The 13,472-nt window shown below is 73.1% G+C and carries 10 protein-coding genes and 1 pseudogene; 9 read left to right on the top strand and 2 right to left on the bottom strand.

The annotated features are described in order from the left end of the window. Nucleotides 1-101 precede the first annotated feature (101 nt). The gene (locus tag PUR56_RS42345; RefSeq protein ID WP_329884148.1) at nucleotides 102-1,001 is read left to right on the top strand and encodes a Gfo/Idh/MocA family protein; all 900 of its coding nucleotides are present in this window, start codon (nucleotides 102-104) and stop codon (nucleotides 999-1,001) included. A gap of 82 nt (nucleotides 1,002-1,083) precedes the next feature. Here PUR56_RS42345 and PUR56_RS42350 read toward each other — a convergent pair whose 3' ends face one another. After that, nucleotides 1,084-2,034: an NAD-dependent epimerase/dehydratase family protein gene (locus PUR56_RS42350; RefSeq protein WP_329952919.1), complete on the bottom strand. Its 951-nt coding sequence runs from the start codon at nucleotides 2,032-2,034 to the stop codon at nucleotides 1,084-1,086. Between the two features lie 222 nt (nucleotides 2,035-2,256). Here PUR56_RS42350 and PUR56_RS42355 point away from each other — a divergent pair, with 222 nt between their 5' ends. Continuing rightward, the gene (locus PUR56_RS42355) at nucleotides 2,257-2,817 is read left to right on the top strand and encodes a GNAT family N-acetyltransferase (RefSeq protein WP_329952920.1); all 561 of its coding nucleotides are present in this window, start codon (nucleotides 2,257-2,259) and stop codon (nucleotides 2,815-2,817) included. A gap of 71 nt (nucleotides 2,818-2,888) precedes the next feature. Here PUR56_RS42355 and PUR56_RS42360 read toward each other — a convergent pair whose 3' ends face one another. Continuing rightward, nucleotides 2,889-4,142: a hypothetical protein gene (locus tag PUR56_RS42360; RefSeq protein ID WP_329952921.1), complete on the bottom strand. Its 1,254-nt coding sequence runs from the start codon at nucleotides 4,140-4,142 to the stop codon at nucleotides 2,889-2,891. A gap of 232 nt (nucleotides 4,143-4,374) precedes the next feature. Here PUR56_RS42360 and PUR56_RS42365 point away from each other — a divergent pair. The 7 genes and pseudogenes from PUR56_RS42365 to PUR56_RS42395 all read left to right on the top strand — a co-directional run. Beyond that, nucleotides 4,375-4,572 (top strand): annotated as a pseudogene (locus PUR56_RS42365) (SIP domain-containing protein); the annotation flags it as partial. 1,070 nt (nucleotides 4,573-5,642) lie between these two features. After that, nucleotides 5,643-5,888, top strand: a complete 246-nt coding sequence (locus PUR56_RS42370; RefSeq protein WP_329884041.1) for a phosphopantetheine-binding protein — start codon at nucleotides 5,643-5,645, stop codon at nucleotides 5,886-5,888. 37 nt (nucleotides 5,889-5,925) lie between these two features. Further along, the gene (locus PUR56_RS42375) at nucleotides 5,926-7,449 is read left to right on the top strand and encodes a tryptophan 7-halogenase (protein ID WP_329884040.1); all 1,524 of its coding nucleotides are present in this window, start codon (nucleotides 5,926-5,928) and stop codon (nucleotides 7,447-7,449) included. A 199-nt stretch (nucleotides 7,450-7,648) separates the two neighbouring features. Next, nucleotides 7,649-8,980, top strand: a complete 1,332-nt coding sequence (locus PUR56_RS42380; RefSeq protein ID WP_329952922.1) for a cation:proton antiporter — start codon at nucleotides 7,649-7,651, stop codon at nucleotides 8,978-8,980. 210 nt (nucleotides 8,981-9,190) lie between these two features. After that, on the top strand, nucleotides 9,191-10,585 hold the full coding sequence (entS, locus tag PUR56_RS42385) for an enterobactin transporter EntS (protein ID WP_329952923.1): 1,395 nt from the start codon (nucleotides 9,191-9,193) through the stop codon (nucleotides 10,583-10,585). Between the two features lie 174 nt (nucleotides 10,586-10,759). After that, nucleotides 10,760-11,782, top strand: coding sequence for an ABC transporter substrate-binding protein (locus PUR56_RS42390; RefSeq protein ID WP_329952924.1), 1,023 nt, complete (start codon nucleotides 10,760-10,762; stop codon nucleotides 11,780-11,782). A gap of 75 nt (nucleotides 11,783-11,857) precedes the next feature. After that, nucleotides 11,858-13,472: condensation domain-containing protein (locus tag PUR56_RS42395; RefSeq protein WP_329952925.1), on the top strand; the 1,615-nt coding region annotated here is incomplete at its 3' end.

A 13,472-nucleotide genomic window follows, 5' to 3' on the forward strand; every position in this document is an offset into this window, starting at 1 on the left:
TGGTTCGGTCGGCGGGGCAGCTCGTAGGGTGGAGCCGCCTGATGATCGTTCGCCCCCTGGCAGGAGATTCCATGAGTGAGACCGCCGTTCCCGACGCCGTGCTGCCGGTCGGGGTGATCGGCCTCGGCGACATCGCGCAGAAGGCCTATCTGCCGGTGCTCACGGCGCTGCCCGGCCTGGACCTGCGGCTGATGACCCGGGACCGGGCCAAGCTCGACCGGATCGGCGACGCCCACCGGATCGACCCGGCGCACCGGTTCACCGACCTCGGTGAGCTCATCGGCAGCGGGATCCGGGCCGCGTTCGTGCACGCGGCCACTGATCAGCACGTCCCGATCGTCGAGCAGTTGCTGACCGCCGGCGTCGACGTGTACGTGGACAAGCCGCTCGACTACACCCTGGAGGGCTCCCGCCGGCTGGTGGACCTCGCCGACCGCACGGGGCGGTCGCTGATGGTGGGCTTCAACCGCCGCCACGCGCCGGGCTACGTGCAGGCGAAGGAGCGTCCGCGCGACCTGATCGTGCTGCAGAAGAACCGCGAGGGGCTGCCCGAGGCGCCACGGCCGATGATCTTCGACGACTTCATCCACGTCGTGGACCTGCTGCGGTTCCTGGTGCCCGGCGAGATCGAGCACGTCGATGTCCGGTCCCGGGTGCGCGGCGGCCTGGTCGAGCACGTGGTCCTCACCCTGTCCGGTGAGGGCTTCACGGCGCTGGGGATCATGAACCGGCTCTCCGGCTCGACGGAGGAGATCCTGGAGGTCTCCGGCGGTGACTCCAAGCGCGAGGTCCACAACCTGGCCGAGGTGATCGACCACCGCGGGCAGCCGACCGTCCGCCGCCGCGGCGACTGGGTGCCGGTCGCCCGTCAGCGCGGCATCGAGCAGGTCGTGCTGACCTTCCTGGACGCCGTCCGCTCCGGGAAGACCCTCGACGCCCACGACGCCCTGCGCACCCACGAGCTGTGCGAGCAGATCGTCGAGCGGCTGGAGTCCGCCTGAGCCCCGGGCCGGTCCGCGGCCTCCCGCGGACCGGCCCACCGCAGCCAGGCGTGCGGGGCGGACGTGGGCAGGGAGGTCGGGCTCAGGCGTGTCGCGCGGGGGCGGCGATCCGGCGGCGCCACCAGTCCACCGTCGCCCGGAACTGCTCCTCGGCCGGGGTGGCGCGCAGCGTGAACGCGGACTCGTAGGCGGCGGAGTCGATCACGAACGGTCGGTCGAACTGGTAGCGCACCTCCCGGAGTTCGCGGAGCAGCGGGGAGAAGAGCGCCGCCGCTCCCAGCACCGCCGGTGACAGCCGCCGCACCGCCACGGGGCCGGTTCCCGCGTCGGCGGCGAGCCGGGCGACCATGGTCCGCGCGGACAGCGCGGGGGCCGTCGGCACGTGCCAGGCCCGGCCCCAGGCCCGGTCCTCGCCCGCGACCTCGATCAACGCCGAGGCCGTGTCGGGGAGGTAGGTCCAGCTGTGCGGGGTGTCCGGGTCGCCGAGCACCGTGACGGACCGGCCGTCCAGCAGGCGCGGCAGGACGCGCCCGGCCAGGTGGCCCCCGTCCGTCACACCGGGGCCGAAGAAGTCGGAGGCACGTACTTCGACCGCCCTGATCCGGCCCGCCTCGTGCAGCGTCCGCGCCTGCTCCCAGAGGGCCGCCCGGACCCGCCCCTTGGGGCCGGTGGCGGCGAGCGGCAGGTCCTCGGTGAGCGGGCGGTCCACCGGGCCGTACCCGTACAGGTTGCCCAGCATGACGAGGACGGCCCCGGTCGACTCGGCCGCCGCGCAGAGCGACGAGGCCAGCGGCGGCCAGTCCGTCGTCCAGCGGTGGAGGGGCGGTGCGGCGCAGCCGTAGAGCGCGACGGCGCCGCGGGCGACCTCGGTCAGGGCCTCGGGGCGCGCCGCGTCCAGGGCGACGTGCTCGATGCCGGCCTCCGGGGAGCGGCCCGACCTGCTGACCACCCGTACCTCGTGCCCCTGCTCGGCCAGCGCCCGAGCGGTGGCCGCCCCCGCGGGCCCGTATCCGACAACCACATGAAGACTCACGAGCACACCCTAGCCCGGGCCCTCCGGGGGTGGTGACGAGGTCATGTCGACAGGGCTCCCCCGGCCGGCCCGCCCCGACGTCGCGTCACCGGACCGTGGCCCGGCCGCCGGTGACGGGGCGTCGTAGAGTGCGTGCGGGTGCGGGTGCGGGTGCGGGTGCGGAAGGCGGAGGCGGGCGGAATTCGGTTGCCCGGCAGCCTCGACCCCTGTTAGCAATGTGACATGTTACAAAATGCTGCCCTTATTCTCCGTGCCCGGCACGAGAGCGACGTCCCGGTCCTCATGTCCGGGCTGTACGACGACGTCGCCACCCGCTCCCGGGCCGACTCCCGGCCCTGGCAGCCCCTCTCGCCCGGTGCCGCCGGGTCGCCCTACGCCGTGGCCGCCCCGAGCGACGAGGCGGCGTGCTTCTCGGTCGTGGAGCGCTCCTCCGGCGAACTGGCCGGCGAGGCACTGCTGTGGGGCATCGACACCCACAGTCGCACCGCCCATCTGGGCCTGGCGCTGCTCCCCGGCTTCCGCGGTCGCGGCCTGGCGCACGACGTGGTCGCCCTGCTCTGTCACTACGGCTTCACGGTTCGCGGGCTGCAGCGCCTCCAGGTCGACACGCTGGCCGACAACCGGCCGATGATCGCCGCGGCCGCCCGCGCCGGGTTCCGCCTCGAAGGCACCCTGCGGCGCTCCGCCTGGACCTACGGATCCTTCAGCGACCAGGTCGTCCTCGGGCTGCTCAGTGAGGAATGGACCGACCCCGTGCTGAAGCCGGCGGACACCGCGCGGTAAGGGGCACGGGTGGACGTGCGGAGGGGCGGGACCGGCCGATCGACCGGTCCCGCCCCTCCGTGCGTCGGCGGCTACTTCCCGCCGCTCCAGGTGGACGTGACTGCGGGGGAGTCGCCCCGGGCGGCCTCGGTGGCGTCGAGGTCGATGTCGGCGTAGAAGACGCCGAGGTTGTAGCCGTCCCCCTGGGTGTTGACGGTGACGGTGACGTCGGTGTCGCCGTTGCGCAGGTAGGGGGAGACGGTCCAGCGGTTCGCGTCGTAGCCGAAGTTGTTGCGCGGCGCCGGGTTGCGGGGGAACCGCTGGGCGGGGTTGGGGTTGTCGATGGTGGAGTTGAAGGCGTCGTTCAGCGGGTGGTTGGCGTCGGTGAAGTCGGTGATCGGGCCGTTGGTGGACTTGATCGACATGGTGTCGCCGGTCCACTTGTGGTCGCCGTCGTAGACGACCCAGCCCAGGTGTCCGGTGACCGGGCCGCTCGCGGGCGTCCTGATCCCGGTCAGCCTGCCCGACAGGGCCGGGCTGTTGGGGAGTTCGGGCTGGAATCCGTCCCAGAGGTGGACGTGCCGCAGCGGCGCGCAGGGGTCCTCGTAGGCGACCACGACGGTCCAGCCGCCCCAGCTGTGCGGCTTGACGACGGAGTCCATGTTGGCGGCCGTGTAGGTACCGGTGCCGTGGCTCTTGACGAGCTCGGTGATGTCGGCGGAGGCCTGGTAGCTGCTCTCCTCGTCGGTGGTGATGTAGCCGATGGAGGGCTGCTGGTTGGCGATGTTGGTGTACTGGCCGTCACCGGGGAACTTGAGGTAGATCTCGTCGATCTGGCTCTCGGGCAGGACGACGTCGTCGATGCCGCGGGTGCCGCCCCAGTACAGGCGGGCGTGCTTGACCGTCGCCCCGGGGGGCAGCTGCAGGTCGGCGGAGCTGGCGGAGTAGATGGGGTCGCCGAGCGGGCCGATGCTGCCGGGATCGATGTTGACGTACCGCATCTGGTAGTTGTTGTTGATCGGCCTGCTGCCCGCCCCGGTGCGGCCCTGCTCGCACGGCGGCTGGGCGGGGTCGACGGGCGGCTTGGTCTCGTCACAGGTCATCAGGGAGTTGCTGATGTGGGTGACGGAGCCGTGGAAGTCGCCCTGGAAGCGGGTGGTGAAGGGCAGCCGGTTCTCCTGGATGGTGATCGCGGCGCGGTGGCCCTGGGCGGGGCCGGTGCCGCGGGAGTAGGCGGCGGGAGCGGCGAGCACGCAGGCGGCCGAGGCGACGGCCACGGCCGCCGCCAGCGCGCGGCGGGCGCGTCGGGCGGGGTCGGCGGAGCGCGGGGGCTGAGGGTGCGACAACTGAACCTCCGGTGAGGTGTGTTCGTGGATGCCCCCTCACGAGAGCACCGTTCGGGCCATTTGTCGGTGGATTGCTCCGAACGGGGGCGAGCCGTGGAGCGGGGGCGGTTCCGGCCCCCGGGGTGCTGCCGAGGCGTCGTCGGAACGGTGCGGGCGGCCGGGTGAGGACCGGCGCACGCCCCCGACAACATAGGTTAGGCTTGCCTTACTTTCTCGGGGGTTGGAGGATGTCATGCCGCGCGAGGACGACGAGGCGCAGCTGGTCGCGGAGGTGCGCGCCGCGCTGCCCGGCCTGCTCGGGGACCCGGCGGGGGCGTACGTGTGGATCGCCTGTGACACGGTGACCACGCGCGCTCTCGCCCGGTTCACCCGGAAGGAGCTCGCCGTGCCCAGGCCGCAGGTGCACGCCCTCGGCTACTGGCGGCCCTGAGGACCCGTGGCGCCCGGCCGTGGGGGTCCGGGCGCCACGTTCACACGTCCCGCCGACACGGTCGGCCCCTGTTCGACCCCGCTGCGTCCTGGTGCGTCCTGCTGCGCCCCGCCGTCTTCCGGCGCTCGCGGCGTGCGCCGGGGTGCGCCGGGGTGTCGGGCCCGCCCCGGCGCGGCTTCCTCGCGCCCGGCCCGAGCCTGACGCCTGACGCCTGACGCCCGAAGTCCGAAGTCCGAAGCCCGACGCTCGGGGTCGGACGCCCCGCGCCTGATCTCCGGCGCCCGATGTGCCGTGCCTGGTGTCCTGCGCGTGGTGTCCCCCTTCCCTTCGCTCTCCCTTCACCGAGCCCGCTGCCCTGTCGCGCCGGGCTGCTCCGTCGCACCCGCGCCCGCGCCCGCAGGCGCCCGCGCGTTCGCGGGCGCGGCGTCGGCGCGGGCGCCGGGAAGGGCCGGCCGGTGATTTCGACTCCTCCCGCCCCCCGGTCCGGACCATGATTCGTGTTCGACGGGTCCAGGATTCTCGCCGGTGGGCGGAAAAGCGTTTCTGCTCCCTCCGTAACCCTTTCGGGGTCGGTTCCGACCGGGGTGGCGCTGCCCGTCTCCCGGCCGATCCGGCTTTCCGCCCGCCGTGGAACCCGGGGCCGTCGCCCGGCTCCCGCCCCGGCCGCACCCCGTCGTGACGGCACCGCCGACGGCGGCGGCAACGGTGCTGGTGGGGGCCGGAACGGTGCCCGCGCGCCCGGGGCCGCCGTGGGCGGCGGGATCGCCGCCCACGGGGCTGTCGGGGTCTGCCGGCGGAACCGTCGACGGTGTGCCCGGCCTTTGCCGCCCCGCGTGGGTGGCATGACGTGACATCAGGGAAATCCGTCGGGCCGTCGGGTCCGGTCGCCCGGCGGCTTGACAGCGAGGTCCGACCAATAGTTAGGTTAGCCTTACCTAAGTAGGGCGGGTGGCCGAAGGCCGTCGGCCGTCGGTGCGTATCACATCGGTTCCACGGTTTCGGCCGGGCCGGTGGTCCGTGCCGTGCGCCGTCGCGCCGTCACCCCCGCGACAAGAGGAGGACGCCGCTCGATGCCTGAGATACCCCCGACCGACGCGTTTTCCCTGGAGCGCATCAGGCAGGACGTCGCCGATGTGCTGCAGATCGACCCGCAGGAACTCGACGACGACGAACTGCTCGTCTATCAGGGCATGGACTCGATCCGGTTGATGACCCTCGTCCAGCGCTGGCGCGACAAGGGCACCGAGGTGACCTTCGTCGACCTCGCCGGCGAGGCCACCATCAAACGCTGGCGGGATCAGCTCGGCACCCCCTGACCAGCGGAAGCCCGTCATCACCAGGAGAGACTCGCCAGTGAACACCTCTGAACAACCAACACTGCACGAAGAGTTCGACGTCATCGTGGTCGGCGGTGGCCCCGGTGGATCCACGGCCGCGACGCTCGTGGCCAAACACGGCCACCGGGTCCTGCTGCTGGAGAAGGAGACGTTCCCGCGGTACCAGATCGGGGAGTCGCTGCTCCCCGCCACCGTCCACGGCATATGTCGCCTGCTCGACGTCCAGGAGGACATGGAGAAGGCCGGCTTCATGGTCAAGCGGGGCGGCAGCTTCCGCTGGGGCACCAACCCCGTACCGTGGAACTTCCTCTTCGCCCTCGCCCCCGAGCTCTCCGGGCCCACCTCGTACGCGTACCAGGTGGAGCGGATGAAGTTCGACGACATCCTCCTCCGCAACGCCGCGAAGCACGGCGTCGACGTCCGGGAGAACTCCCCGGTGAGCGAGGTGCTGGAGGACGATGAGCGGGTGCGGGGCGTCCGCTACACCGACCCGCAGGGCCGGGTCCACGAGGTCGCGGCGCGGTTCGTCATCGACGCGTCGGGCAACAAGACCCGGATCAGCAGGCACGCGGGTGGGGAGCGGGTCTACTCCGAGTTCTTCAAGAACCTGGCGCTGTTCGGCTACTTCGAGGGCGGCAAGCGGCTGCCCGGCGCGGACCGCGGGAACATCCTCTGCGCCGCCTTCGACGAGGGCTGGATCTGGTACATCCCGCTCAGCGAGACCCTGACCAGCGTCGGCGCGGTGATCAGCCGGACCCGTGCGGCCGACATCCAGGGCACCGACGAGGAGCAGGAGAAGGCACTGCTCGGGTTCATCGACCGCTGCGACATCGTCCGCGACTACCTCTCCGAGGCGACCCGCGTCACCGAGGGGACCTACGGCGAGCTGCGGGTCCGCAAGGACTACTCGTACGCCAACACCCGCTTCTGGCGGCCCGGCATGGCGCTCGTCGGGGACGCCGCCTGCTTCATCGACCCGGTCTTCTCCACCGGCGTCCACCTCGCCACCTACGCCGGGCTGCTGTCGGCCCGGTCGATCAACAGCGTGCTGGCGGGCGGGGTTTCGGAGGAGCGTGCCTTCGGCGAGTTCGAGGGCCGGTACCGCCGCGAGTACGGCGTCTTCTACGAATTCCTCAGTGCCTTCTACGACATGCAGGGCAGCGAGGAGAACTACTTCTGGAAGGCCAAGAAGGTCACCGCCTTCGACTCCTCCGACCTGGAGGCGTTCGTCACCCTGGTCGGAGGGGTGGCCTCCCGGGAGCGGGCGCTGACCGACTCCGCCGCGCTCACCGAGCGGTTCGCCTCCTCCTCGAAGGCGCTGTCCGACGCCGTGGCCGCCACGGGGTCGATGCAGACCGAGTCCGGTGAGCGGATGAACCACCTCTTCGGTGCCAAGGTCGTCGGCGACGTGATGCACGAGATGAACGAGATCCAGCGGCGCGGTGTCCTCGGCGCCGACATCAAGGAGTCGCCGCTGCTGCCCGACGGCCTCGTGCCGGGCGCCGACGGCCTCTCCTGGGCCGAGCCGGCCGGAGGCTGACCGAACCCCGGCCGCCGGGCGGGCTCCGCCACGCCCGCCCCGGCGGCCGGTCCGGCCGCACGCCGTGGTCGGACCGACCCCGTACGACTTCCGCGCCGGCGACCGCACGCTTCCGTGTGGACCGCTCCACGACGAGCACGAAAGGCAGGTCGGCAGACCCGTGGGCCTTCCCTCCCTCGGCCATGCGGCCCAATGGGCCATGCTGGTGCAGCTGCTGGTGATCACCGTCGTGGCGCACCTCGCCGGGGCCGCCGCGCGCAGGCTGCGTCAACCCGCGGTCATCGGCCAGTTGGTGGCGGGTGTGCTGCTCGGCCCGTCCGTCCTCGGGGTGCTCTGGCCCGACGGGGAGCACCGGCTCGTCCCCGGTGAGACCCTGCTGGGGGCGCCGATCAACACGGTGGCCTGGCTCGGCGCGGCCTTCCTGCTGTTGCTCACCGGCCTGGACACCGACCTCGGCGTGATCCGCAGGCTGGGCCGCCCGGCGCTGATGATCGCCGCGGGGGCCGTCCTGGTCCCGTTCGCGGCCGGGGTGGGCCTCGCGCTGCTGCTGCCGGACTCGTTCGCCGGGGGCGCCGCGAGCCGGCCGTCGTTCGTGCTGCTGGTCGCCGTCTCCCTCAGTATCTCGTCGATCCCGGTGGTCGCCCGCGTGCTGACCGAACTCGGCTTCCTCAAGGCCGACTTCGGTCAGATGATCCTCACCGTGGCGCTGGTGTCGGACGCGGTGGGGTGGATGGCGCTCGCCGGGGTGACGGTGCTCGCCGGACCGGGTGGCGGTGACGCGGGGGAGCTGCTGGCCCCGGTGGCCGGCCTGCTCCTGCTGACGGCGGTCCTCGTGCTGGTCGCCCCGCGGCTGGTCGACGCCGCGCTGGCCCGGGTGCGCCGGTCGGACCGGCTGCCCGGCGGGACCGGCGGGACCGGCGGGGAAGGCGAGGCCGGTGAGGCCGGGACCGGTGGCTCCGGGGACCTCCTGGTGGCCGTCGTCCTGGCCCTGGTGCTCGCGGTGGCCGCCGACGCGGTCGGCTCCGACGGCCTGCTCGGTGCCTTCGCGGCGGGTCTGCTGCTCGGACGCTCGCCGCACTACCGGCCGCGCCTGCGCGGTCAGTTGGAGCCGGTCACGCTCGTCCTGCTGGCACCGGTCTTCTTCGCGGTCGCAGGGCTGCGGATGGACCTCACCGTCCTGAGCAGTGCGGAGGCACTGCTCTGGGCGGCCGGATATCTCGCGGTGGCGGTCTGTTTCAAGGTCGCCGGCGCGTACGGGGGGGCGCGGCTCGCCCGGCTCCCGCGACGCCAAGGTCTGGCCGTCGCGGTGGGCCTGAACTGCCGCGGTGCGGTGGAGGTGGTGGTCGCCTCGGTGGGACTCTCCGCCGGGGTGCTGAGCGAGACCGGCTACACGGTGATCGTGCTGATGGCCCTGTTGACCACCGCCGCCACCGGGCCGCTGCTGAGGGCGGTCGCGCCCCCGCCGGGCCGGCTGTTGAAGCCCGCCGGCCCCAGGGCCGGGGCGGCCGACCGGGTCCGGGCGGCCCGGTAGGCCCGCCCCGACCCCGAACCCGACCCCGTTTCGACCCCGAGCCCGACCCGATCCCCGACCTGATCGGACCCGGACAGCGTCCGGTTCGACCGTGTCCGCCCCGCCGGCCCGCCGCCGTCGACCCCTCGACACCGCGGCCCGACCTCCACCGCCCAGCCACCGGCGACACCGCGCCGCCGTCACCCGTGCCGTCCTCCCAGGAGCCTCTGAGTGTCCCTGCGTGACCTGTTGATCGACACCGCCCCCCTACGGGCGAGCCGCGACTTCCGCGCGGTCTTCATAGCCCGGACCGTCTCGCTCTTCGGTCTCGGCATCGCCACCGTCGCCCTCGCGGCCCAGGTCTACGACCTCAGCGGATCGACCCTGACCGTCGCCGCGGTCAGCATGGTCATGAGCGTCAGCGTGCTGGTCGGTTCGCTGGTCGGCGGCGTCCTGGCGGACCGCACCGACCGGCGGCGCCTGATCATCCTGGCGCGCGGCGCCGCGGCCCTCGCGTTCGCCGGGCTCGCCGCCAACGCCTTCCTCCCCGAACCGAGCCTCTGGGCGATCTACCTCTGCGTCGCCTGGGACGGCCTCGCCTCCGGCGTCAGTGTGACCGCGCTGATGGCCGTCGCACCGACGCTGGTCCGGCGCGACCAACTCCCGGCGGCCGGTGCCCTGCTGTCCCTCACCACGGAGATCGGCTCGGTCGCCGCGCCGTTCCTCGGGGGCGTGCTGCTCGCCGCGTCCGGTCCCGGCACGGCCTTCGCCGTCACCGCCGCGACCACCGCGCTGACCACCCTGCTGGTGACCCGGCTCCGCCCGCTGCCGCCCGTCCGCCACGAGGCCGACCCGGACGACGAGTCGGGCGCGGACGACGGATCGCCGCTGGTCGCGCTGCGCTACGCGGTGAAGCACCGGGTGGTCGGCGGCCTGCTCCTGCTGGGCGGCGCCACGGCGCTGTTCGGCGTCCCCGTGGTGCTCTTCCCCGAGCTCGTCGACACGCGCTTCGGCGGCGGCGAACTGATGCTCGGCCTGCTCTACACCGCGCCGGCGGTCGGCGCCGTCATCGCCTCCGCCACCAGCGGATGGGTGGGCCGCACCAAGCGCCCCGGTGCGGTGCTGATCGGGTCCGTCCTGGTGACCGGACTGGCCGTCGCCGGCTTCGGCCTCAGCCCGTCCGTGGTCCCGGCCTTCCTGGCGCTCGCGGTGGCCGGTGCGGCCGGCACCGTCGCCGCGATCCTCGACTACGCCCTGCTCCAGCACCACACCCCGGACCGCCTGCGGGGCCGGATGGTCAGCGTCGTCACCGCCGAGCAGACCACCGGCGAGATCGGCGGCGAGGCCGAAGTGGCCCTGCTCGCCCGCTGGTTCAACCCGGGCGGGGCGGCGCTCCTGAACGGCATCGTGTGCGCCCTGGCGGCGGTCGTGGTCGCCCTCGCGGTGCCGGGCCTGCGCCGGGCGACGCTCCCCGACGACGAGGAGGAGGACGGCGAGGACGACGAGGGCCACGACGGCCACGACGGCCACGAGGACGGCGCAGGCCCGTCCGGCCCCGTCCACGGCACCGACCCGGTCCACACCGAACAGGGCGAGGGCCGCCCGACGGCGTCGGCCAGCCCCTGACCCCGCCGGCTCCGGTCTCCCGCTCCGACCTCCCCCAGACCCGGACCCGGACCCCCAGACCCGGACCACCCAGACCCGGACCACCCGGCCCCTGCGCCGATGGCTCCAGACCGGCGGCCCCGTGCCCCGCACGGCCGGCCGCCCCACCCCGAAGAAACCGGAAAGGCACCACAGGTGACCCGTCAGATCGCAAGCCCCGACCACAACCGGCGCAGAGACACGCGCGCCCGCGGGCCGCGTGGGGTGCTCGCCGCCCTTCTCACCACCGTCCTGATCGCCGCCGCCGCGGCCTGCACCACCAGCTCCGACGGCAGCGCCTCCGACTCCCGGGACCCGTCCGCGTCGTCGAACGCCACCCGCGTCGTCTCGACGCCCGACGGTGACGTGACCGTCCCCGCGAAGCCCAAGCGGATCATCGGCCTCTCCTACGCCGCCGCCTGGCTGCTGGACTCCGGCATCCCGATGGTCGGCGTCACCTCGATCGACGACGCCGCGCTCTCCGCCGAGCAGAAGGCCAAGGTCAAGGAGATCCCCCTGGTCGGCGAGGGGAACGAGCTGAACTTCGAGAAGATCGCCTCGCTCACCCCCGACCTGATCATCATCTCCGCGCCCAAGCGGGTCCAGTTCCAGATCGACAAGCTCAAGCCGATCGCCCCGGTGGTCTCCTTCGGCATCGGCAACCCGGACGAACTGCTCGCCACCACCCTCAAGGTGACGGACGCGGCCGGCCGGCCGGAGGCCGGCCTCAAGGTGAAGAAGGAGTACGAGGACAAGGCCGCCCGGATCAAGACGGCCTACGCCGACAAGCTGGCGAAGACGAGCTGGGCGATCGTCAACTCCGGTGAGTCCGGCAAGTTCTCCGCCTACAACGGCAAGTCCTGGCTCGGCCTGGTCCTCAAGGACGTGGGCGGCAAGTTCGCCGCGCTGCCGGGCGTGGGCTTCGAGGACGCCTGGGCCGACCTCTCGTACGAGGAGATCGGCAAGCTCGACGGCGCCGACGTGATCCTCGTCGACGGCGACGAGCCGGGCACCAAGCCGTCCGCCGAGACCACCGACCTGATGAACCAGACCAACTGGAAGTCGCTCAAGGCGGCCAAGGCCCAGCAGGTCCACCCCGTACCGGCGTTCTTCACCAGCCGCTACCCCGAGGCCGGCCGGATCCTCGACCAGCTGGAACAGATCCTCAAGACGCTCTGACCCGGCACCGGTCCGGCCGGTACCCGAACCGGCCGGACCCGCCCGCCCCGCCCCCGAACCAGGAGCACGACAGCCATGAACGACCGCCCCCAGAGCCGCCTTCCGCTCACCGGAGCCCAGTCCGGAGTCTGGTACGGGCAGCGACTCGAACCCGGCAACACCGCGTACAACGTGGGCCAGTACGTCGAGATCCGGGGGCGGTTCGACCAGGAGGTCTTCGAGACGGCGCTGCGCCGCGCGGTCGCCGAGGCCGAGGTGCTCGGGATGCGCTTCGGCGAGGAGGACGGCGTTCCCTACCAGGAGCCCGCCCCGCGGGCCGACTGGCCGCTCGACCGGGCCGATCTGCGGGCGGAGGCCGACCCGGAGGCCACCGCCCTGGAGCTGATGCGGGCGGACCTCTCCCGCCCGGTGGACCCGGCCGCGGACCGGCTCTTCGCCTACGCCCTGTACACCGTCGCCGAGGACCGGGTGCTCTGGTACCAGCGCGTCCACCACATCGCCCTCGACGCCTACGCCTTCACCCTGGTCGCCCGGCGCACCGCCGAACTGCACACCGCGCTGTCCCGCGGCGAGGAGCCGCCGCCCGCGGCGCCCGGCCGTCTGGCCGACCTGCTCGCCGAGGAGGCCGAGTACCGGGACTCCGCCCGCAGCGCCGCCGACCGCGCCTACTGGGCGGAGCGGCTGGCGGACGGCCCCGAGCCTGCGCCGCTGGCGGGCGTCGGCCACCCGGCCGCCCCGCACTTCCTGCGCACCGGTGCCACCCTGACCGCCGAGGAGAGCACCGGGCTGCTCGACCTCGCCCGCGCCGCCCGTGCCACCTGGGCGGACGTGGTCACCGCCGCGTTCGCCGGCTACCTGCACCGGATGACCGGCACCAGGGACGTCCTGCTGGCCATGCCCGCGATGACGCGGCTCGGCTCGGTGGCGCTCACCGTGCCCGCGATGAAGGTGAACGTCCTGCCGCTGCGGCTCTCCGTCGCGCCCGGTACGGCCTTCGGCGACCTGGTGTCGCAGGTCGTCCGCAGGGTGCGTGACCTGCGACGGCACCAGAACCACCGCGCCGAGGAGATCCGGCGCGACCTCGACCCGGCCGGGCGCCGCCACGGCGTGTTCGGCCCGATGGTCAACATCAAGGCGTTCGACTACCAGCTCGACTTCGACGGTGCCCCCGGCATCGCCCGCAACCTCGCCGCCGGACCGGTGGACGACCTCACCCTCTCCGTCTACCTGGACGGCGGAAACCTGGTCCGGTTCGAGCTGGACGCCAACCCCCGGACCTACCGGGAGGACGAACTCGCGGACCGGTGCGCCGAGTTCCTGACTCTCCTGCGCGCGCTCGCCGCCGTCGAGGAGCCCGGGCTGCCCGTGGGGCGGATGCTGCTGCTGAGCGCCGAGCGGCGCCGCGAGGCCCTCGCGCTCCCGGACGCGGTGGGTGTGGTTCCGGTGGTGGGTTCGGTGGTGGAGCGGTTCGAGGGGTGGGTGCGGGAGGCGCCGGGTGCGGTGGCGTTGGTGGTGGGTGGGGAGTCGTTGACGTACGGGGAGTTGGGGAAGCGTTCGGCGCGGTTGGCGTCGGTGTTGGTGGGTCGGGGGGCCGGTCCGGGTCGTTGGGTGGGGTTGGCGTTGCCGCGGTCGGTGGACCTGGTGGTGGCGATGGTGGCGGTGTTGCGGTCGGGGGCGGGGTATCTGCCGC

Source organism: Streptomyces sp. BE303 (assembly GCF_036290945.1).
In the GTDB taxonomy this organism is placed as follows: domain Bacteria; phylum Actinomycetota; class Actinomycetes; order Streptomycetales; family Streptomycetaceae; genus Kitasatospora.